The sequence below is a fragment of the Actinoallomurus sp. NPDC052274 genome (assembly GCF_040679475.1).
Lineage (GTDB): Bacteria > Actinomycetota > Actinomycetes > Streptosporangiales > Streptosporangiaceae > Actinoallomurus > Actinoallomurus liliacearum.
In genome coordinates this window covers 1-19,481 of the sequence record NZ_JBFAUT010000084.1, presented here as the reverse complement: position 1 = coordinate 19,481, position 19,481 = coordinate 1, and the positions used below count along the sequence as shown (strand labels likewise).

Genomic DNA, 19,481 nt, shown 5'->3' with positions numbered 1-19,481 from the left:
GACGATCTTCTCGCAGGCGGTCAGCGCAGGTGGGCGAATCGCTGTTGCCAGGCCGCGAACCAGGCGGCGAACCAGGGCTCGTTAGCGGCGAGCGGCACGATATAGGTGACCGTCTCGGCGTGGTAGCGGCGCTGGAAGTCCGGTGGCATCCGGTCGAGCGTCTGGACGTTGCTGACCCGGTCGGCGAGCTTGACGAGGATCGCCTCGCGGGGCGCGTCGCGCAGCCGCCGCAGGTAGGCGACCTTCGCGGCGCGCTTGGCGGCCTTGCCCTCCACCGGCGGCTTGGTCACCCAGTCCACCAGTTCCCCGACCTCCGGGCCGAACGCGTCCTCGACGTCGGCCAGTGTCGCGTCCGTGTCCTCCACCGTGTCGTGCAGCAGGGCGGTCACGAGCACGTCCGTGTCGGTGACGCCGACGCCGCGGACCAGCACCTCGAGCGCCTCGAACAGGTGCTCGGCGTACGGCGCGCCGGTGGGCCGCCGCTGCTCGCCGTGCCAGCGCAGCGCGGCCTCGGCGGCCCGGTCCAGCGCCCGCACGTCGATGGGCTGCGACGTCAAAGCGGCGCGGGCCTGCTCCCAGGTCCGCCAGTTCGTGAAGGTCTCCACGCTGCCTTCTCCTCCCGGTGACCGGGCACCGTCACGAGGTCGTCTCGATCGACCGTGAGCGTGCGCCGAACCGCACGGTCGCGGCATGATTGCACGTTGACTTCCTCCCCCTCCTGAAGAAGGGGGAGTCCCATCGGCCTTGTGGCCGATCCGGCTCACGCCGGGCGCCTCACGACGCGGGGTTTCTGCTTCGCAGCCGGCTGCGGAAGGGAGGACCCTTGCCGTCTGACACCAGCTCCACAGGCATCACCGGGGTTGTCCCCGGCTACGGCTCGACCAGCCGCAAGGATGTTCTTGGCCGCGTTGATGTCCCGCTCGTGCCGGGTGCGGCAGCCCGGACACGTCCAGTGCCGGGTCGAAAGGCTCAGCGTAGCGAGCAGGTACCCGCAGGCCGAGCAGGTCTTGGAGGAGGGATACCAGCGGTCGATGACCACGAGGGTGCGCTCGGCGCGCTCGGCCTTGTACTCCAATTGCCTGCGGAATTCGCCCCATCCGGCGTCGCTGATGACGCGCGCCAACCTACGGTTCTTGACCATGTTGGTGACCGCGAGGTCTTCGATCACGATGGTGTCGGCCCCGCGGATCAGGTTGGTGCTGGTCCGGTGCAGGAAGTCGGCGCGGGCGTTGCGGACCTTGCGGTGGGCGCGGGCGACCTTGGCCTTGGCCTTGCGCCTGTTCATGCTCCCGCGTTCGCGGCGGGCCATGCGCCGCTGGTAGCGGGCGAGGTTGCGGGCCTTGCGCTCCAGATCCCGGGGGTTGGCGATGCGCTTCCCGTCGGAGGTGACCGCGAAGTCCTTCACGCCCAGATCAACGCCGATGGCGTGCCCGGCCTCGTCCATGGGCTCGGGGGCGTCGGTGTCGACGGCGAACGTCACGTACCAGCGGCCGTCCGGATCCCGGGAGATGACGACCATGGTCGGGTCGAGCGTGGATGGGTCCACGTTCTCAAAAGACCACACGAATCTCAGCGGCGCCCGGGTCTTGGCCATGGACAGCTCGCCATTGCTCATGCGGAACGCCGAGCGGGTGTAGTGCGCGGACTGCCGGGAGTTACGGTTCTTGAACCGCGGGTACTTGGCGCGTCCGGCGAAGAAGTTCGCGAACGCCGCATGCTGATGCCGCAGCGTCTGCTGCAACGGAACCGAGGACACCTCCGCAAGGAACGCCAGGTCCTCGGTCTTCTTCCATGCGGTCAACGCGGCGTCGGTCTGCTTGTAGGAGGTCCTCTCACCCCGCTGGTGATACGCCGCGTGACGTTCGGCGAGGGTCTTGTTCCACACCAGGCGCACACACCCGAACGTGCGGCTGAATATCGCCGTTTGTTCGGGGTCCGGGTAGGCCCGGCACTTGTACGCCGTTCGCACACCTGGAACCTTACAGATAAAGTGCGCGGGCGTAAGCCGCGGTCGGATGTCGACGAACTCTGCTCTTGGACCGCCCCGGCTACGCCGGGCCGCTCCTGGCGTCCGAATTCCTCCCGGCCTGAAGGCCAGGACAACCTTCGGAGGACTAGGTGAGAAATCCGCCCGACGATCACGCCGTCGCGGTGTGGATATGGCCCCGGGCGCTCCCGCTGGCCGCGATCTTCGGGCCGGCGTGGGACGGCGCGGAGGTCCGCGCCCGTTTCCTCACCCTCACCGGCCAGTGGCAGGCCCGCCATCCGGCTCCGTCGGCCCGGGGCGGGAGGGACAGGCCGCGGCCCGGCCAGTGGATGTGGCATCCGCCCGCCCACCGCATCTACGACTGCCACACGTACGAGGCCGGTGACGACTGGCTCGAGGTGGCGATCCGGATGGAGTCGATCGACTTCTACCCGAACCACTGCCGGATCGAGGCGAGCCTGACCATCGCCTGCCGCTGTGAGACCCCGCATCCCGATCACCACACGATCGTGCAGACCTCGTGGCGCACCGGCGGTCCCGCCGGTGCGCTCGACGCGCTGACCGCGGTCCTGCGCTACACGGACCAGTGGATCGCCAACTCCCAGCAGCCGGCGGGCTGGCGCCGGCATGCCGGGCTCGAGTGAGAGCTCAGACGTTGAAGCCGAGGGCGCGCAACTGCTCGCGGCCGTCCTCGGTGATCTTGTCCGGGCCCCACGGCGGCAGCCACACCCAGTTGATCGTGACCTTCTCGACCAGGCCCTCGAGAGCGCTCGCCGTCTGGTCCTCGATCACGTCGGTGAGCGGGCAGGCCGCGCTCGTCAGCGTCATGTCGAGCGTGACGACGTTGCCGTCGTCGATGTTGACGCCGTAGACCAGGCCCAGGTCGACCACGTTGATCCCGAGCTCGGGGTCGACGACGTCCCTCATCGCCTCGAGGACGTCGTCCTCGGCGGCCTTCGTGTCGCTCATGAATCGCTGCCTTCCATGGCTTTCGCGGTCGCGTCCTTCCACGCCATCCAGGCGAGCAGGGCGCACTTGATACGGGCGGGGTACTTCGACACCCCGGTGAAGGCGACGGCGTCCTCAAGGATGTCCTCATCGGGCTCAAGCTGCCCGCGCGACTGCATCAGCTTGAGGAACTCGTCGCCGGTCACCATCGCGTCCTTCACCGGCCTGCCGATGATGAGGTCGGTCATCACCGAGGCGCTGGCCTGGCTGATCGAACAGCCCATCGCGTCGTACGACACGTCGGCGACCGCGTCGCCGTCGAGGCGGACGCGCAGGGTCACCTCGTCACCGCAGGTCGGGTTCACATGGTGCACCTCGGCGTCGTACGGCTCCCGGAGACCCTTGTGGTGCGGGTTCCGGTAGTGGTCCAGGATGATCTCCTGGTACATCGACTCGAGCTGCATCTGCTTCCCTTCTCAGGCGGCCCATGGGGGTGCAACGTCAGGCGCTGCCGAAGAATTTCTGCGTCTCCCGCAGTCCCTCGACCAGCGCGTCCACGTCGGCCGGGGTGTTGTAGAAGTACAGCGACGCGCGGGTGCTCGCGGTCACCCCGAAGCGGCGGTGCAGCGGGCGCGCGCAGTGGTGACCGGCGCGCACGGCGATGCCGTGGGCGTCCAGCACCTGGCTGACGTCGTGCGGGTGGATCTCGCGGCCGTCCGGCCCCTCGAGGGTGAAGGAGATCGCGGTGCCGCGGTCCTCGGCCTCGGTGGGCCCGAGGATCCGCACGCCCTCCACCGCGGTGAGCGACTTGAGGGCGTAGGCCAGCAGCTCGTTCTGCTGCGCCGCGATGTCGTCGATGCCCACGGACTCGAGATAGTCGATCGCGGCGCCGAGCCCGGCGGCCTCGGCGATCGGCATCGTGCCGGCCTCGAACTTGTGCGGCGGCGGCGCGAACGTCGAGCCCTCCATCGCCACGGTCTCGATCATCTCGCCGCCGCCGAGGAACGGCGGCAGCGTCTCGAGCAGCTCGGCGCGGCCCCACAGCACCCCGATGCCGGTCGGGCCGCACAGCTTGTGCGCGGTGAACCCGTAGAAGTCGACGCCGAGCTCCTGGACGTTCACCCGCATGTGCGGCACGGCCTGGGCTCCGTCGGCGAGCACGAGCGCGCCGACCGCGTGCGCCTTGTCCGCGATGAGGCGGACCGGGTTGATCGTGCCGAGGACGTTCGACTGGTGCGCGACCGCGACGATCTTCGTGCGCTCGTTGATGAGCTCGTCGATGTCGCTCAGGTCGAGGCGGCCGTCGTCGGTCACCCGGAACCAGCGGAGCGTCGCGCCGGTGCGCTGGGCGAGGAGCTGCCACGGCACGATGTTGGAGTGGTGCTCCATCTCGGTGATGACGATCTCGTCGCCCGGGCCGAGGCGGAACCGCTCGGCCTCCGGGCCGGCGGTGGCCGCGTTGCCCATCGCGTAGGCGACGAGGTTGATGCCCTCGGAGATGTTCTTGGTGAACACCACCTCGGTCTCGCTGGCCGCGCCGATGAAGTTCGCGACCTTGATCCGGGCGCCTTCGTACGCCTCGGTCGCCTCCTCGCCGAGCTGGTGCGTCGCCCGGTGGATGTTCGCGTTGTGCCGGGCGTAGTAGTCCTCGATCGCGTCGATCACCTGGCGGGGTTTCTGCGAGGTGTTCGCGCTGTCGAGGTAGACCAGGGCCTGCCCGTCGCGGACGGTCCTGGTCAGGATCGGGAAGTCCGCCCGGATCCGCTCGACGTCGATGCTCACGCGGACGCGCCCGCCTTCGTGAACTTCTCGTAGCCCTCGGTCTCCAGCAGCTCTGCCAGCTCCGGGCCGCCCTGCTCGACGACGCGGCCGGCCGCGAAGACGTGCACGAAGTCCGGCTTCACGTAGCGGAGGATCCGGGTGTAGTGCGTGATCAGCAGCACGCCCGTCTCGTCGGAGCGGAACCGGTTCACGCCCTCGGAGACGACCTTCAGCGCGTCGATGTCGAGGCCGGAGTCGGTCTCGTCGAGGACGGCGACCTTCGGCTTGAGCATCTCGAGCTGGAGGATCTCGTGACGCTTCTTCTCACCGCCGGAGAAGCCCTCGTTCAGGTTGCGCTGGGCGAAGGCGGGGTCGATCTGCAGCTCGGCCATTGCCGAGCGCATCTCCTTGGAGAACTCCCGCAGCTTCGGCGCCTCGCCGCGCACCGCGGTGACGGCGGTGCGCAGGAAGTTCGACACCGACACGCCCGGCACCTCGACGGGGTACTGCATCGCGAGGAACAGCCCGGCGCGGGCGCGCTCGTCGACGGCCATGTCCAGGACGCTCTCGCCGTCCAGGAGGACCTCGCCGCCGGTGACGGTGTACTTCGGGTGACCGGCGATGGCGTAGGCGAGGGTGGACTTGCCGGAGCCGTTCGGCCCCATGATGGCGTGGGTCTCGCCCGCCTTCACGGTCAGGTCTACGCCCCGGAGGATCTCCTTGTCCTCGACGGAGACGTGCAGGTCGCGGATCTCAAGCGTGGCCATGGTTTCAGGACTCCTTGAGCGACACGTACACGTCGTCGCCCTCGATCTTCACTGGGTACGTGGGAACCGGCTGCGTGGCCGGCGGGTTGGTGGGCTTGCCGGTGCGCAGGTCGAAGCACGAGCCGTGCAGCCAGCACTCGATGGTGTGGTCGTAGACCTCGCCCTCGCTGAGCGCGACCTCGGCGTGCGAGCAGACGTCGCGCACGGCGTAGACGTCGTCGCCGGCGCGGACGACCGCCACCGGGGTGCCGTCGATCTCGACCGCGAGCGCCCCCTCGGCGGGCAGCTCGGACAGCGCGCACGCGCGCGTGAAGCTCATCGGGCGATCTCCTCGTCGATCGCGGCCATCACGCGTTCCTTGAGCTCGGGAACGTCGATCTTGTCGACGAGCTGGCCGAGGAAGCCGCGCACGACCATCCGCCGGGCGGTGTCGTACGGGATGCCCCGCGCCTGGAGGTAGAACAGGTGCTGGTCGTCGAGGCGGCCGGACGCCGAGGCGTGGCCCGCGCCGGCGACCTCGCCGGTGAGGATCTCGAGGTTCGGGACCGAGTCGACCCGCGTGCCGTCGGTGAGCACCAGGTTGCGGTTCAGCTCGTAGGTGTCGGTGCCCTCGGCCTCGGCCCGGATGATCACGTCGCCGATCCAGACGGCGTGCGCGTCCTCGTCCTGCAGCGCGCCCCGGTAGTCGACGCGGCTGCGGCAGTTCGGCTGGGTGTGGTCGACGAGCAGGCGGTGCTCGAGGTGCTGGCCGCCGTCGGCGAAGTACACGCCGTACAGCTCGGCGTCACCGCCCGGCGCGTCATACGCGACCGACGGGGCGATGCGCACGACGTCGCCGCCCAGGCTGACGGTGAAGCTCTTGAACCGCGCGTCCCGGCCCAGCCTGGCGTGCTGGTGCGACAGGTGCACGGCGTCCGACGCCCAGTTCTGCAGGCTGAACACCGTGAGCGAGGCCCCGTCGCCGACGACGAACTCGACGTTGTCGGCGTAGGCGGCCGAGCCGGTGTGCTCCAGCACGACCGTCGCCTGCGCGAACGGCTCCAGGACGATGGTCGTGTGACCGTAGGCGACGCCGCCGCCCTCGCCGCGCAGCGTGAGGACGGTCGGCTCGGTGGCCACGACCTCCTTGCGCACCGTGACGACGGTCGCGTGGGCGAACGAGGCGTACGCCTGCGCGCTGACGCGATCCGCCGGGACGTACGCCTTGCCGACCCGCTCGTCGTCGCGGCCCACCGTCTCGACGGTGACCTCGGGCGCCGCGGACACGTCCACGATCACCTTGCCGTCGGCCGCCGCGCCCTTGTGCAGGTCGCGCAGCCGGCGCAGCGGAGTGAAGCGCCACTCCTCCTCGCGCCCGGTCGGGACGGCGAAGTCGGCCACGTCGTACGAGGCGTGCTCGTGGAGGGTGGACAGCGGTTTGGTCTCCAGACCCATGATCAGCCCACCGCTCCTTCCATCTGCAGCTCGATCAGGCGGTTCAGCTCGAGCGCGTACTCCATCGGCAGCTCGCGCGCGATCGGCTCGACGAAGCCGCGCACGATCATCGCCATCGCCTCGTCCTCGGTGAGGCCGCGGCTCATGAGGTAGAACAGCTGGTTCTCCGAGACCTTCGAGACGGTGGCCTCGTGGCCCATCTCGACGTCGTCCTCGCGGACGTCGACGTAGGGGTAGGTGTCGGAGCGGCTGATCTGGTCGACCAGCAGCGCGTCGCACTTGACGGTCGACTTGGAGTGCTCGGCGCCCTCCTGCACCTGGACCAGGCCGCGGTAGCTCGTACGGCCGCCGCCGCGCGCCACGGACTTGGAGATGATGGTCGAGGAGGTGTTGGGCGCGGCGTGCACCATCTTGGCGCCGGCGTCCTGGTGCTGGCCCTCGCCGGCGAAGGCGATGGACAGCGTCTCACCCTTGGCGTGCTCGCCCATGAGGTAGACCGCCGGGTACTTCATCGTCACCTTGGAGCCGATGTTGCCGTCGATCCACTCCATCGTGCCGCCCTCGTAGCAGACGGCGCGCTTGGTGACGAGGTTGTAGACGTTGTTCGACCAGTTCTGGATGGTCGTGTAGCGGCAGCGGGCGTTCTTCTTCACGACGATCTCAACGACCGCGGAGTGCAGCGAGTCGGACTTGTAGATCGGCGCGGTGCAGCCCTCGACGTAGTGGACGTACGCGCCCTCGTCGACGATGATCAGCGTCCGCTCGAACTGGCCCATGTTCTCGGTGTTGATCCGGAAGTAGGCCTGCAGCGGGATCTCGACGTGCACGCCCGGCGGCACGTAGATGAACGATCCACCCGACCACACCGCCGAGTTGAGCGCGGCGAACTTGTTGTCGCCGACCGGGATCACGGAGCCGAAGTACTCCTGGAAGATCTCCGGGTGCTCCCGCAGGCCGGTGTCGGTGTCGAGGAAGATGACACCCTGCTTCTCCAGGTCCTCGCGGATCTGGTGGTACACGACCTCGGACTCGTACTGGGCCGCGACGCCGGCGATCAGGCGCTGCTTCTCCGCCTCGGGGATGCCGAGCTTGTCATAGGTGTTCTTGATGTCGGCCGGGAGCTCGTCCCACGACGCGGCCTGCTTCTCCGTCGACCGGACGAAGTACTTGATGTTGTCGAAGTCGATGTCGGAGAGGTCGGCGCCCCACGTCGGCATCGGCTTCTTGCCGAACAGGCGCAGGCCCTTCAGGCGAAGGTCGAGCATCCAGTCGGGCTCGTTCTTCTTCGCCGAGATGTCGCGGACGACCTCGTCGGACAGCCCGCGACGGGCCGAGGCGCCGGCCACGTCGGGGTCGGCCCAGCCGAACTTGTACTTGCCGAGCCCCTCGAGCTCGGGGTGGGCTGCCGTGGTCATACGGAGGTGCCTCCGGACTCCTGCTTGGTCTTTTCGGGTTTTTCGGTCAGTTCACGTGACGTCACGTGGGTCGTGCATATTCCATCACCGTGCGCGATCGTGGCCAGCCGCTGGACGGGAACGCCGAGCAGCCGCCCGAACGCCGCGGTCTCCGCCTCGCACAGCTGCGGGAACCGGGCCGCGACGTGCGCGACCGGGCAGTGGTGCTGACAGAGCTGCTGCCCGCCCGCCGGCGCGGTGCTCGCCGAGGCGGCATAGCCGTCCGCGGACAGCGCCTCCGCCAGGGCCCGCACCCGCTGCTGCGGCGCGACGGCCCGGATCGACGCGCCGTAGCGCGCCTCCAGGTCGCCCACCTGACGCAGGGCGAACTCCGCGACGGCCTCCTCACCGAGCTTGTCGGCCAGGAACCGCAGCGCGTTGGCCGCCAGATCGTCGTAGGCGTGCACGAAGGCGCTGCGCCCGGCGTCGGTGATCGCGAACAGCTTCGCCGGACGGCCGCGCCCGCGCCTCGACTGCGGACGGCTCCGCCGCTCCTCGATCATCCCCTCGGCGAGGAGGGTCTCGAGGTGGCGGCGCACGGCCGCGGGCGTGAGCCCGAGCCGCTGTCCGAGCGCCGAGGCGCTGATGGGACCATGTTCAAGAATCAGTCGTGCCACCCGGGCGCGCGTGGTGCGCTCCGCGTGGTTCGGACCGAGCGCGGGCACGCCGGCGGCCGCCGGGTCGCTGCTCGTCGTCTCGGTCACGTATTTCACAACATCAGTGTGGCCTAATTCCTTCCCCTGAGACAAACCGGCTCCGGTTATCTGGCTCACTTAGGCGAGCCTTGCCTCACCTGCGCGGCGGCTCCGTACGAAGATCGCCACGACGAGGGCGCCGGCGAGGACCGCCCCGCCCGCGCCCGCCATCGGCGCGGCCAGGCGACCCCCGGCCAACGAGGCCAGCGACACCAGGATGCCCTCGGGCACCAGCGCCAGTCCGGCCAGCGTCGGGCTCATCCGCCGTACGTCCCGGAAGAACAGGCTGACGACGAACAGCTGGCCGTAGAAGCCGAGGTTGATCAGCAGGCCCACCGCGTTCCCGCCGGAGAACGCCGCGCTCCGGAAGAGGCCGAGGGGCAGCATCGGGTCGGCCGAACGACGCTCCACCGCCACGAACGCCGCGGCGGACAGCGCCGCGACCACCAGGCCGCCGAGCACGATGGGCGAGACCCAGCCGCGGGTCCGCGCCTGGATCAGCGCGAACGTCAGCAGGCCCAGCGCCGCGACCGCGGCGACCTGCGCCCCGAGGTCGAGGCCCCGCCGCCCGTGGCCCTCGGGCCGTACGACGTACCGGACGGTGAGCAGCAGGGCGGCCACGCCGATCGGCACGTTGACGAAGAAGACCAGGCGCCAGCTCGCCGCGTCGGTCAGCACCCCGCCACCACCGGCCCGAAGGCGGCCGCGATCCCGGCCACCCCGCCCCAGATTCCGACGGCACGGGCCCGCGACCGGGCGTCGGGATGCGCCGCCTGCAGCAGCGCCAGCGAGGACGAGACGAGGAGGGCGACCGCGGCGCCCTGGACCAGCCGGGCCGCGACCAGAGTGGCCGCGGTCGGCGCCAGCCCGCAGGCCGCCGAGGTGACGGTGAAGAGCGTCAGGCCGGCGCAGAACACCCGGTGGGGTCCCACCCGGTCACCGAGCGCGCCCGCCGACAGCAGCAGGGTCGCGAATGCCAGGGTGTAGCCGTCGACCACCCACTGGAGTACACCGAGGCCGCCGCCGAGGTCGCGGCCCAGCGCGGGCAGCGACAGGCTCACGGCGGTGGCGTCGATGATCACCATGAAGTAGCCGAGGCAGATGGCGACCAGCGGCAGCGCTCGGGTGCGCTGCCGCGGCTCGGATGTGGATCTCAGCGTCAGCATGCCCCGATGCTTGCCCGCGATCGTTCAGACGAGCGTCGAAGTGTCCCCGGCCAGGCGGGGCCGGCCCGGCGCCCTAGCAGCGGCCCCGGAACGTACGTCGCAGGTCGTCGACCCACTCACCGGGGATCTCCCAGGGGATGAAGTGACCGCCGCGGTCGTGGACGGTGAGGTTGACGTGGTTGTACCAGGAACCGCGGTCGCTGTTCACGAAGTGCTCGACCCGGCCGTCGGTGCTCACGCCGGGCGGGTTCTCGTAGCCGACGAAGGTGATGCCGGTGGGCGCCTCGATGGGGGGCTGCCGGTCGTGGGACGGGGTCCACGGGTAGCGGTTGTTGTTGGCGTAGGTGCGGATCGACGTGCCGATCGAGTTCGTCACCCAGAAGATCATGGCGTGGGTGAGCAGGTCGTCCTTGCTGAAGACGGTCTCGACGTCGCCGCCGTTGTCGCTCCAGGTCATCCAGCGCTCGAGGATCCAGGCGAGCATTCCGGCGGGTGAGTCCGACAGGCCGTACGCGAGCGTGCTCGGGGCGAGGACGTGCGCGGCGAGGTGGACGGCGAAGCGCTTCTCGAACGCGACGAGCTGCGCGCGGACGTCGGCGGGCAGGCCGTCGGGGATGGGGCGGCCGCCGCTGAGGTCCCAGCCCCGGTCGCCATTGAACAGTGTGAGCTTCTGGCCGGAGCCGATATGGATGCCGTACAGCTCGGCGGCGTACTTGTGCGCGAGCTGGCCGGTGACCATGGCTCCGACGTCGCAGCCCGCGGCGGCGTACCGGTCATGACCGAGGATCCGGGTCATGAGGACGTGCCAGAGGTCGGCGACCTTCCAGAAGTTCATGTCCGGGTGGTCCGGCAGCGGGCCGGAGAAGCCGAACCCGGGGAAAGAGGGCACGATCACGTCGAACGCCTCGGCCGGGTCGCCGCCGTACGCGCCGGGGTCGGCGAGGGGGTCGACCACCTTCGACCAGTGCCAGAACGTCCAGGGCCAGCCGTGCGTGAGGATCAGCGGCGTCGGGTCCGGGCCGACGCCGGGCCGGCGCATGAAGTGCACCGGCACGCCCTCGACCTCGACGCGATAGTGCTCGTAGGCGTTGATCGCGGCCTCGGCCCGGCGCCAGTCGAAGCCGGTGCGCCAGTAGTCGACGAGCTCCTGGAGGTAGGCGCGGTCCACGCCGTAGTACCGGTCCTCGTTGCCCGCGTCGAGCGGCCAGCGCGTCAGCTCGAGACGGTGCCGGAGGTCGGCGAGCACGTCGTCGGGCACGTGGATCGGCGCCCGTTCCAGCAGGAACGGGCGCGGTCCGGCGAGGCGGGTGTCAGTGGTCTCGTGGCTCATCGTGGTCCCCTGGAGCCGCTGCGCGGCGGTCGGCGTGCTGAGGTGCGCCACGGACAATATCATTTGCTTATATAAATCCCTGATCAATCCATCCCGGCGAGGGTGGCCACGAGGACGGCCTTGATGGTGTGCAGGCGGTTCTCGGCCTGGTCGAACACGATCGACGCCTCCGACTCGAAGACCTCGTCGGTGACCTCCAGCCCCTCCAGGCCGAACTGCGCGTAGATCTCCTCGCCGACCGTCGTCGCCCGGTCGTGGAACGCCGGCAGGCAGTGCATGAACCGCACCGACGGGTTCCCCGTCGCGGCGAGAACCTTGGCGTTGACCTGGTACGGCGTGAGCAGCGCGATGCGCTCGGCCCAGACCTCCTTGGGCTCGCCCATCGACACCCACACGTCCGTGTGCAGGAAGTCGGCGCCGCGGACGCCCTCGCCGACGTCGTCCGTCAGCGTGATCCGGGCCCCGCTGCGCTCGGCCAGGTCGCGGGCGGCCGCCTGCACGTCGGCGGACGGCAGCAGGCCGTCGGGCGCGACGAGGCGGACGTCCATGCCGAGCAGCGCCCCCACGACGAGAAGGGAGTTGCCCATGTTGTTGCGCGCGTCGCCGAGGTAGGCGAAGGCGATCTCCTGGATCGGCTTGGCCGCGGACTCCGCCATGGTGAACGCGTCGCACAGGCTCTGCGTCGGGTGCCACTCGTCGGTGAGACCGTTCCAGACCGGGACCCCGGCGTACGCGGCGAGGGTCTCGACGTCCTCCTGACGCCGGCCGCGGTACTGGATGCCGTCGAACATCCGGCCCAGCACCCGCGCGGTGTCCTTCACCGACTCCTTGTGCCCGATCTGCGAGCCGGCCGGGTCGAGGTACGTCACGTGCGCGCCCTGGTCGTGCGCCGCCACCTCGAACGCGCTGCGCGTGCGGGTCGACGTCTTCTCGAAGATCAGCGCGATGTTGCGGCCGGCCAGACGGGGCCGCTCGGCGCCCGCCCGCCGGGCCGCCTTCAGCTCGCCGGCCAGGTCGACGAGCGAATGGAACTCCTCGGCGGTGAAGTCGAGCTCCTTGCAGAAGCTCCGGCCGCGCAGCATGTGACCTCCCAGGGACATGACCAAGACTGTATCGCCATGCGCTCGACTGAATCAATATTCAGATCGGTGGTCAGGGGTGCCCGCCTCCCTCGCGGGCGGCCCCTCCTAGACTCGGGTCCATGGAGCCCCTCGCCGTCGCAGTCAATGACCTGGTCAAACGCTACGGCATGACGGCCGCGGCCGACGGCCTCTCCTTCGGCGCCCGATACGGCGAGGTCACGGCCCTCCTCGGGCCGAACGGAGCGGGCAAGACGACCACCGTCGAGATCTGCGAGGGCTACCGCCGCGCGGACTCCGGCAGCGTGCGCGTGCTCGGCCGCGATCCCCGGGATCCCGAGCTCAAGACGCGCATCGGCGTGATGCTGCAGTCGGGGGGCGTGCCGACGAACGCCCGCGCCGCGGAGTTCCTGCGCCTGATCGCGAGCTTCTACGCCACCCCCCTGGACCCCGCCGCGCTGCTCGACCGTCTCGGGCTGACCGCCTCGGCCCGGACCTCCTATCGCCGCCTGTCCGGCGGCCAGCAGCAACGGCTGGCCCTCGCCGCCGCGGTGGTCGGCCGCCCCGAGCTGCTCTTCCTCGACGAGCCCACCGCGGGCCTCGACCCGCAGGCCCGCCACGCGACGTGGGAGCTCGTCGAGGACCTGAAGGCCGCCGGCGTCGCGGTCATTCTGACCACCCATCACATGGACGAGGCCGAACGGCTCGCCGACGAGGTCGTCATCGTCGACCACGGCCGGGTCATCGCCTCGGGACCGCCGTCCTCACTGACCGGCGCCGAACGCCAGCTGCGCTTCCGCGCCCGTCCCGGGCTCGGCCTGGACGAGCTGCTGTCCGCGCTGCCACCCGCGACGATCGCCAAGGAGTCCCCGGCCGGCCACTACGTCATCGAGGGCGACCTCGTCCCCGAACTGCTGGCCACCGTGACCGCCTGGTGCGCCTCCAACGGCGTCATGACCGAGGACCTGCGGATCGAGCGCCGCACCCTCGAAGACGTCTTCCTCGAACTGACCGGACGGGAGCTCCGCTCGTGACGGACCTGACGTTCACCCCCTCGCCCGGTGCGGCGCCGAGGTCCCGCATGGTCCGGGCGCAGACGGCGTACGAACTGCGCACCCTGCTGCGCAACGGCGAACAGCTGCTGCTGATCCTGATCATCCCTGTCGCGCTGCTGCTCCTGTTCAGCAGCGCGCCGCTGCTGGACCTGGGCGCGGGACGGCGCGTCGACTTCCTCACGCCGGGCGTGCTGGCGCTGGCCGTGATGTCCACGGCGTTCACCGGCCAGGCCATCGGCACCGGGTTCGAGCGCCGGTACGGCGTGCTCAAGCGCCTCGGCGCGACGCCGCTCCCCCGGTCCGGGCTGATCCTCGCCAAGACGCTCACCGTGCTGGCCGTCGAGGTCCTACAGGCGCTGGTGATCTGCGTCGTGGCGGTCGCGCTCGGCTGGAGCCCGCACGGGAATCCGGCGACCGTGATCCTGCTGCTGCTCCTGGGCACGGCGGCGTTCAGCGGGTTCGGGCTGCTGATGGCGGGCACCCTGCGCGCCGAGGCGACCCTGGCCGCCGCGAACCTCGTCTACATCCTCCTGCTGGCCCTCGGCGGCGTCATATTCCCGTTGACAAGATTCTCCGGGGGCGTACGGTCGGTCCTCGAACTGCTACCGATCTCCGCGCTCGCCGACGGGCTGCGCCAGGTACTGCAGCACGGTGCCGGGTTTCCTGCCCGCGATCTGGTGATCCTCGCCGTGTGGGCGGTGCTCGGCCTCGCCCTCGCCGCGCGGTTCTTCTCCTGGGAGTGACGCATGGCGCTCGCCGACGCCCCCGGCTCGTATGACGGAGCCGGGTCGGTCCGGCCCCGGCCGACCGGTCTCCGGCTGTCCCTCGGCTCGGTGCCACCGCCCGCGCTGATCCTGCTGGGCATCGTCTCGGTGCAGGTCGGCGCGGGCCTCGCCAAGAACCTCTTCGGCCAGATCTCGCCGGACGCCATCGTGATGCTGCGCCTGGCCACCTCGGCCATCGTGCTCTCGGTGATGGCCCGGTCCGCGCTGCGCGACATGCGGCGCCTGCACTCCTGGCGCGACATCGGGGTCGCCGTGCTGTTCGGCCTCACCCTCGCCGGGATGAACTTCAGCTTCTACCAGGCGATGGCCCGCATTCCGCTCGGCGTCGCGGTGACGATCGAGTTCCTGGGGCCCCTCACCGTGTCCATCGTCGCGTCCCGGCGCCGGCTGGACCTGCTGTGGGCGGTCCTGGCGCTGGGCGGAGTGGCGATGCTCGCCCACGGCAGCGGCGACGTCCCGCTGGCCGGGGTGGCGTTCGGGCTGCTCGCGGCGGTGGGCTGGGCGGCGTACATCGTGCTGAGCGGCGCGACGGGCAAGCGGTTCTCCGGATCGACCGGCCTGGCCATCGCGAGCGTCGTCGGAGCGGTCGCCATCATGCCGGTCGGGATCGCCACCGGCGGTTCGACGCTGCTCGACCCGAAGATCCTGCTGATCGGGCTCGGCGTCGGGCTGCTGTCGTCGGTCATCCCCTACAGCCTGGAGCTCGAGGCGTTGCGGCGCATGCCGGCCCGTGTGTTCGGCATCCTCATGAGCGTCGAGCCCGCGGTGGCCGCCCTGGTCGGCCTCCTCTTCCTCGGCGAGGTCCTGGTGTGGCGCGAGTGGCTGGCGATCGGCTGCGTCATCGCCGCCTGCGTCGGCGCCACCCGCTTCCAGGACTCCCCGCCCGAAGCCCCCGAGGCCTGACCACCTTCCAGGACTCCCCACACGAGCCCCCCAAGGCCCCCGAGGCCTGACCGCTCATCCGACCGGTCTGACCGCGAGCTGCGATCAAGTGATCACCATAGGGGGTCATTCGTGTACTCTTCGTGTACGCGGCGGCGCTGTGGCGTTGGGCCGGTGACCTGACAGACTGGAGAGGAGTCATGCCATGCCCGACATGGCCACGACATCTCTACCGAGGACTCCGATGATCGCCGTTCCGGACTGGCCGTACGGCCCGTACACCGTCGATGACCTGGACGCGCTGCCCGACGAGGGCGTGCGTCGTGAGCTCGTGAACGGATGGATCATCGTGGCCCCCTGGCCCAGCACCTTCCATGATCACGCGGCGAAGAGACTGGAACGGGCGCTGGAGGACGCGGCGGCCGACGCGGCGGCCGACGTGTGCATCAAGGGGCCGCTCGACATCGACACCGGACCGTCGATCCGCGTTCCGGACATCGTGGCGGTCGAGGGTGAGGCGGCTCGCGCGGCACGCGCACGCCGCGCTCGGGCGTACGACGCCGCTGACGTGCTCCTGGTCGTGGAGATCGTCTCGCCGCGAAGCGGCAGCGAACAGCACGATCGGGTGGACAAGGTCTTCGAGTACGCGCGAGCCGGGATCCCGCAGTACTGGCTGGTCGACCTGGAGCCCGAGCCGCGCATTCTGATCCGCAGGCTCGGTGCGGACGGGAGATATCACGTCACCGGTTCAGCCGATCAAGAATCTGCGCTGAAGACCGACGAGCCGTTCCCCTTCACCTTCGACGTCGCCTCGCTCGTCGAGTGACGGACCCGGATCCCGGGCATGGCCGGGCGCTCGTACGATGAAGGACGTGCGATCCGACAACCCGCTGGCCCGGCTCCGTGATCTCGTGTGGCGTCCCACGCCCGCCTCCCTGCGCGGGCTGGCCCTCGCGAGCGTCGCGGGCAACGCCCTGATCATGGCGACGGGCGCGGCCGTACGCGTCAGCGGCTCGGGCCTCGGCTGCCCCACCTGGCCGAAGTGCACCGGCACCAGCCTCGTGCCGACGCACACCCCGCAGCACTCGGCCGCCAACATGGCGATCGAGTTCGGCAACCGGATGCTGACCTTCCTGGTGCTCGCGCTCGGCCTGGCGGTGTTCGTCGCGGCGCTGCGGCTGCGCCCCCGGCGCAGGGACCTGGTGCGGCTGGCCGCGATCCAGCCTCTCAGCGTGGTCGCGCAGGCGATCGTCGGCGGGATCGTCGTGCTCACCGACCTGCACCCGGTCTCGGTGACCGTGCACTTCCTGCTGTCGCCGGCCATCCTCGCGGCGGCCGTGGTGCTGTGGGTGCGGGCGAGCGAGGGCGACGAACGCGCCCGGCCCCTCGTCCGGCAGGAGCTGGTCTGGCTGGGACGCGCCCTGACCGGCGTGGTCTTCCTGCTCCTCGTGGCGGGCACCGTGGTGACCGGCACCGGGCCGCACGCCGGGGATCCCAAGGCCCGGCGCTATGACTTCCAGATCGAGCAGGTCGCCCAGCTCCACGCGGACATCGTCTGGGCCACGGTCGGGCTGACCTTCGCGCTGCTCCTGGGCCTGCGGCTGACCGGCGCCCCGAAGCACGTCCAGCGGCGCGCGGTGGAGCTCCTGGTGGTGGAACTGGCGCAGGGCGTCATCGGCTACGTGCAGTACTTCACCAACGTCCCCGGCGCGCTCGTCGTCGCCCACGTGCTGGGCGCGGCCCTGGTGTGGATCGCCACCCTCCGGGTCCTGTTCGCCCTTCGCGACCGCGGCGGCATGCCGGCGGCCCCGGTCGCCGACCCCTCGCCGGCGACCCGCGACACCGCCCCGGCCGCCTCCCTCGGCGGCTGATCCGCCGCCCGGGCCGGCCGGCTCCGGGGCGTGCACGGCGCTCGGCGATCGCGGGTTCGCGCGCCCGGGATCGGGCGGAATACCCGGATCCTACGGGCTCTTCGCCGAGCGTTCGGTTCGGCCGGCGGCCGCTCGGTGGGTCAGGCCGCGTGGGTGAGCTTGGTGGTGAGCCACTGGAAGCACTTGGGGAGCATGGCCGTCCAGACGCCGGTGTTGTGGCCGCCGCGCGGCACGACGTACGTGTAGACGATCGAAGGCGCGCGGGCCGCCTGGACCATGGTGTTCACCGCCGGCGTGGTGCCCGGGTCCTGCTTGCTCGCGGTCAGCAGCAGGTCCACGGGCGGGCGTCTGGTCCGCAGCAGCGCGGGGATGTCGGCGCCCGGGAGCCTGGCCAGCGCCGGGTTGGAGGCGGTGAAGTAACCGGAGAGGCTGACCCCCGCCCGGAACAGATGGGGGTGCTCCGCGGCGAGCTTGGCGGCGCAGTAGCCGCCCGTCGAGTAGCCCATCGTCCCCCAGGCGTCACGGTCGGGCAGGGCGCGGAAGTTCTCGGTGACGATGCGCCGTACGTCGTCGGTGAGCCACGTGGCGACCTTGGGGCCGCCCGGCACGTCGGTGCACTCGGTGTCGTGGCCGGGCACGACGGTGATGGTGGGCGCGACGAGGATGTAGGGCTGGGCGGCACCCTGCTTCATCGCCTCCTGCAGCTTCTTCGGCCCCTGCATCGTGTGGAACCAGGTGATCGGGGTGCCGGGGAAGCCGGGGAACAGCTCGACGACGGGGAACCGCTGCTGCGGATGCCGTTGGTACTGCGGCGGCAGCCACACCCAGATCTTGCTGCGGATACCCGACTTGGCGCCGACCAGGTCGGCCGAGAACGCCCGATCGGATCGGTCGGGCCGGAAGTCATTGCGCAGCCGCTTGGAGAGTCCGCGGGCCAGCGGCTGTGGTCCGCCGTTCTGCTGCTGGATGGGCGCGTCCGCGCCGTTCTGGCCGAGCAGGTCGTTCCAGGACGCGAAGAACTGGAAGTGGTCGTTGAGGCCGACGCCGGCCAGGAGGATCGCCGTGACCTGGCAGACCAGGATGAGCGCCACCCTGATCGGCACGGCGGTCGTTCTCCGTGCTCGTCCCCACAGCAGCACGCAGCCGACCGGCGCGGCAAGTGCCAGCAGGATCGATAGGACGAGCAGCGGCCAGCCCAGCAGACTCAACCGTGGCCTCCCCGTAGGCATCGAACTGAGCGTCACCGCAACGGCACCTGAACGGTGGCTCAACGCACGGTCATCGCGCGCCGATCGTAGAGGGGCGAGGGTTCACTCCGGCTTGAGCGAAGGTGTCGGCCGCGTGTACTCCGCATTCACCTGGCGTGAAGGTGCCGCACCGGCGCGCACCGCCGTCGCGGCGGCCCGTGGCGCGACGGCGGCCGGTGGCACGACGGCGGCACACCGGAGGCCGGACGGCGGTCGGTGGCGCGAAGGTGTCGTCGCGCCCGCGGCCGTCGAGGTGCTGCTCCAGACGCTCAACGTGCCCGCGTTCGTGGTCGACAGGTACCGTGACGTGCTGGCGGCCAACCGCCTCGCCCAAGCCCTCTCACCCCTGATGACACCGGGGGTGAACCGCCTCCGCGCCCTCTTCACCGACCCCGTGGCGCAGGAGTATCACCCCGATTGGGCCTGTCGGTAAGGGGGCTACCACCAGCCGCCATCTGAGGCGTCCGCCCAGGTAGGCAGCGGTATCGGCGCACGTCAGCGTGGCGGATCGATTCTGCGGGAGTGTCGACTTCTGGAATGGCGTTGGCAGTTCGCGGGTTTTCGGGACGCGGGCGGGCGTGTACGTCCAGTATTGGTGCGGATTCGGGGGGTGAAGGTGCCTGGCTCCGCATGGGTTCGGCGCTTTGTCGGTGGTCTTGCGTGTGGTCGCGCTGATCGACCCGCGCCCTGCCCCTCCGGAGGAGTCGCGAACGTGGCACGCTCGATGGACGAAGACGAGCTGATCGAGCACTGGACGCTGATCGGCGATGAGCTGGATCTGCTGGCCGGCCGGACAGGGCCGTCGAAACTCGCGCTGGCGTTGTGGCTGAAGTTCTTCACCCAGCACGGCCGGTTCCCTGAGGGCCGCTCGGAACTGCATGACGACGCGATCGCACACGTCGCCACCCAGATGAAGGTGTCCGCCTCCGATCTGGGGTTGTTCGACTGGGAGGGCCGTACCGCCGAGCGGCACCGTAAGCATGTCCGTACGTTCTGCGACTTTCGCGAGTGCACGGTTCC

The 19,481-nt window shown here is 70.3% G+C and carries 23 protein-coding genes; 8 read left to right on the top strand and 15 right to left on the bottom strand.

Annotated elements, in window-relative coordinates:
- Positions 1–20: 20 nt before the first annotated feature.
- Both AB0K82_RS40785 and AB0K82_RS40780 read right to left on the bottom strand, forming a co-directional pair.
- Positions 21–605 carry an HD domain-containing protein gene (locus AB0K82_RS40785; RefSeq protein WP_364407947.1) on the bottom strand — a complete coding sequence of 195 codons (585 nt, stop codon included), beginning with the start codon at positions 603–605 and terminating at the stop codon, positions 21–23.
- A gap of 155 nt (positions 606–760) precedes the next feature.
- Entirely contained in the window at positions 761–1,969 is a 1,209-nt protein-coding gene (locus AB0K82_RS40780) for an RNA-guided endonuclease TnpB family protein (protein WP_364407944.1), read from the bottom strand.
- 149 nt (positions 1,970–2,118) lie between these two features.
- On the opposite strand from AB0K82_RS40780, the gene AB0K82_RS40775 reads away from it, so the two are divergent.
- Positions 2,119–2,631 carry a hypothetical protein gene (locus AB0K82_RS40775; RefSeq protein ID WP_364407942.1) on the top strand — a complete coding sequence of 171 codons (513 nt, stop codon included), beginning with the start codon at positions 2,119–2,121 and terminating at the stop codon, positions 2,629–2,631.
- Between the two features lie 4 nt (positions 2,632–2,635).
- Here the strand turns inward: AB0K82_RS40775 and AB0K82_RS40770 are convergent, their stop codons facing one another.
- The 12 genes from AB0K82_RS40770 to argF all read right to left on the bottom strand — a co-directional run bounded on the left by AB0K82_RS40770 (position 2,636) and on the right by argF (position 12,624).
- Positions 2,636–2,956: a metal-sulfur cluster assembly factor gene (locus AB0K82_RS40770; RefSeq protein ID WP_364407941.1), complete on the bottom strand. Its 321-nt coding sequence runs from the start codon at positions 2,954–2,956 to the stop codon at positions 2,636–2,638.
- On the bottom strand, positions 2,953–3,399 hold the full coding sequence (gene sufU / locus AB0K82_RS40765) for a Fe-S cluster assembly sulfur transfer protein SufU (RefSeq protein WP_364407938.1): 447 nt from the start codon (positions 3,397–3,399) through the stop codon (positions 2,953–2,955). Before sufU ends, AB0K82_RS40770 begins: the two co-directional genes overlap by 4 nt.
- 37 nt (positions 3,400–3,436) lie before the next feature.
- Positions 3,437–4,717, bottom strand: coding sequence for a cysteine desulfurase (locus AB0K82_RS40760; protein WP_364407935.1), 1,281 nt, complete (start codon positions 4,715–4,717; stop codon positions 3,437–3,439).
- Positions 4,714–5,463 (bottom strand): Fe-S cluster assembly ATPase SufC, encoded by a 750-nt coding sequence (sufC, locus tag AB0K82_RS40755; protein ID WP_364407933.1) that lies wholly within the window; start codon positions 5,461–5,463, stop codon positions 4,714–4,716. Before sufC ends, AB0K82_RS40760 begins: the two co-directional genes overlap by 4 nt.
- A 4-nt stretch (positions 5,464–5,467) precedes the next feature.
- The gene (locus AB0K82_RS40750; RefSeq protein WP_364407930.1) at positions 5,468–5,782 is read right to left on the bottom strand and encodes a non-heme iron oxygenase ferredoxin subunit; all 315 of its coding nucleotides are present in this window, start codon (positions 5,780–5,782) and stop codon (positions 5,468–5,470) included.
- A complete protein-coding gene (sufD, locus tag AB0K82_RS40745; protein WP_364407927.1) occupies positions 5,779–6,897 on the bottom strand; it encodes a Fe-S cluster assembly protein SufD in 1,119 nt (372 codons plus the stop codon). Before sufD ends, AB0K82_RS40750 begins: the two co-directional genes overlap by 4 nt.
- Positions 6,898–6,899: 2 nt before the next feature.
- Positions 6,900–8,312 (bottom strand): Fe-S cluster assembly protein SufB, encoded by a 1,413-nt coding sequence (gene sufB, locus AB0K82_RS40740; protein ID WP_364407924.1) that lies wholly within the window; start codon positions 8,310–8,312, stop codon positions 6,900–6,902.
- Positions 8,309–9,064 (bottom strand): metalloregulator ArsR/SmtB family transcription factor, encoded by a 756-nt coding sequence (locus tag AB0K82_RS40735; RefSeq protein WP_364407921.1) that lies wholly within the window; start codon positions 9,062–9,064, stop codon positions 8,309–8,311. Before AB0K82_RS40735 ends, sufB begins: the two co-directional genes overlap by 4 nt.
- A 60-nt stretch (positions 9,065–9,124) precedes the next feature.
- On the bottom strand, positions 9,125–9,724 hold the full coding sequence (locus tag AB0K82_RS40730) for a hypothetical protein (RefSeq protein ID WP_364407918.1): 600 nt from the start codon (positions 9,722–9,724) through the stop codon (positions 9,125–9,127).
- Complete coding sequence (locus AB0K82_RS40725) at positions 9,718–10,212, bottom strand: MFS transporter (protein WP_364407915.1); 495 nt, start codon at positions 10,210–10,212, stop codon at positions 9,718–9,720. The genes AB0K82_RS40730 and AB0K82_RS40725 overlap by 7 nt, the downstream gene beginning before the upstream one ends.
- 73 nt (positions 10,213–10,285) lie before the next feature.
- On the bottom strand, positions 10,286–11,593 hold the full coding sequence (locus AB0K82_RS40720; protein ID WP_364407912.1) for an epoxide hydrolase: 1,308 nt from the start codon (positions 11,591–11,593) through the stop codon (positions 10,286–10,288).
- A 32-nt stretch (positions 11,594–11,625) separates the two neighbouring features.
- The gene (gene argF / locus AB0K82_RS40715) at positions 11,626–12,624 is read right to left on the bottom strand and encodes an ornithine carbamoyltransferase (protein ID WP_364407978.1); all 999 of its coding nucleotides are present in this window, start codon (positions 12,622–12,624) and stop codon (positions 11,626–11,628) included.
- Positions 12,625–12,743: 119 nt separating this feature from the next.
- Between argF and AB0K82_RS40710 the strand changes: the two genes are divergently transcribed.
- The 5 genes from AB0K82_RS40710 (at position 12,744) to AB0K82_RS40690 (ending at position 17,214) form a co-directional block, all read left to right on the top strand.
- Positions 12,744–13,655, top strand: coding sequence for an ABC transporter ATP-binding protein (locus tag AB0K82_RS40710; RefSeq protein ID WP_364407909.1), 912 nt, complete (start codon positions 12,744–12,746; stop codon positions 13,653–13,655).
- A 47-nt stretch (positions 13,656–13,702) separates the two neighbouring features.
- A complete protein-coding gene (locus AB0K82_RS40705; protein WP_364407975.1) occupies positions 13,703–14,419 on the top strand; it encodes an ABC transporter permease in 717 nt (238 codons plus the stop codon).
- Between the two features lie 3 nt (positions 14,420–14,422).
- The gene (locus AB0K82_RS40700; RefSeq protein WP_364407906.1) at positions 14,423–15,364 is read left to right on the top strand and encodes an EamA family transporter; all 942 of its coding nucleotides are present in this window, start codon (positions 14,423–14,425) and stop codon (positions 15,362–15,364) included.
- A gap of 184 nt (positions 15,365–15,548) precedes the next feature.
- Positions 15,549–16,169 carry a Uma2 family endonuclease gene (locus AB0K82_RS40695; protein ID WP_364407903.1) on the top strand — a complete coding sequence of 207 codons (621 nt, stop codon included), beginning with the start codon at positions 15,549–15,551 and terminating at the stop codon, positions 16,167–16,169.
- Between the two features lie 37 nt (positions 16,170–16,206).
- Positions 16,207–17,214 carry a COX15/CtaA family protein gene (locus AB0K82_RS40690; RefSeq protein WP_364407901.1) on the top strand — a complete coding sequence of 336 codons (1,008 nt, stop codon included), beginning with the start codon at positions 16,207–16,209 and terminating at the stop codon, positions 17,212–17,214.
- Positions 17,215–17,354: 140 nt separating this feature from the next.
- Here AB0K82_RS40690 and AB0K82_RS40685 read toward each other — a convergent pair whose 3' ends face one another.
- Positions 17,355–18,422 (bottom strand): alpha/beta fold hydrolase, encoded by a 1,068-nt coding sequence (locus tag AB0K82_RS40685; protein ID WP_364407898.1) that lies wholly within the window; start codon positions 18,420–18,422, stop codon positions 17,355–17,357.
- 133 nt (positions 18,423–18,555) lie between these two features.
- On the opposite strand from AB0K82_RS40685, the gene AB0K82_RS40680 reads away from it, so the two are divergent.
- Together AB0K82_RS40680 and AB0K82_RS40675 are read left to right on the top strand one after the other, a co-directional pair.
- Entirely contained in the window at positions 18,556–18,894 is a 339-nt protein-coding gene (locus AB0K82_RS40680; RefSeq protein ID WP_364407895.1) for a hypothetical protein, read from the top strand.
- Between the two features lie 279 nt (positions 18,895–19,173).
- On the top strand, positions 19,174–19,481 hold a 308-nt coding region (locus AB0K82_RS40675), incomplete at its 3' end, for a DUF4158 domain-containing protein (RefSeq protein WP_364407892.1).

What these genes read in the sequence shown, in the direction of transcription:
- AB0K82_RS40770 (WP_364407941.1), bottom strand. Translation starts at nt 2,956, where the DNA reads ATGAGCGACACGAAGGCCGCCGAGGACGACGTCCTCGAGGCGATGAGG.
- sufU (WP_364407938.1), bottom strand. Translation starts at nt 3,399, where the DNA reads ATGCAGCTCGAGTCGATGTACCAGGAGATCATCCTGGACCACTACCGG.
- sufC (WP_364407933.1), bottom strand. Translation starts at nt 5,463, where the DNA reads ATGGCCACGCTTGAGATCCGCGACCTGCACGTCTCCGTCGAGGACAAG.
- AB0K82_RS40750 (WP_364407930.1), bottom strand. Translation starts at nt 5,782, where the DNA reads ATGAGCTTCACGCGCGCGTGCGCGCTGTCCGAGCTGCCCGCCGAGGGG.
- sufD (WP_364407927.1), bottom strand. Translation starts at nt 6,897, where the DNA reads ATGGGTCTGGAGACCAAACCGCTGTCCACCCTCCACGAGCACGCCTCG.
- sufB (WP_364407924.1), bottom strand. Translation starts at nt 8,312, where the DNA reads ATGACCACGGCAGCCCACCCCGAGCTCGAGGGGCTCGGCAAGTACAAG.
- AB0K82_RS40725 (WP_364407915.1), bottom strand. Translation starts at nt 10,212, where the DNA reads ATGCTGACGCTGAGATCCACATCCGAGCCGCGGCAGCGCACCCGAGCG.
- argF (WP_364407978.1), bottom strand. Translation starts at nt 12,624, where the DNA reads ATGCTGCGCGGCCGGAGCTTCTGCAAGGAGCTCGACTTCACCGCCGAG.
- AB0K82_RS40710 (WP_364407909.1), top strand. Translation starts at nt 12,744, where the DNA reads ATGGAGCCCCTCGCCGTCGCAGTCAATGACCTGGTCAAACGCTACGGC.
- AB0K82_RS40705 (WP_364407975.1), top strand. Translation starts at nt 13,703, where the DNA reads ATGGTCCGGGCGCAGACGGCGTACGAACTGCGCACCCTGCTGCGCAAC.
- AB0K82_RS40700 (WP_364407906.1), top strand. Translation starts at nt 14,423, where the DNA reads ATGGCGCTCGCCGACGCCCCCGGCTCGTATGACGGAGCCGGGTCGGTC.
- AB0K82_RS40695 (WP_364407903.1), top strand. Translation starts at nt 15,549, where the DNA reads ATGCCCGACATGGCCACGACATCTCTACCGAGGACTCCGATGATCGCC.
- AB0K82_RS40690 (WP_364407901.1), top strand. Translation starts at nt 16,207, where the DNA reads ATGAAGGACGTGCGATCCGACAACCCGCTGGCCCGGCTCCGTGATCTC.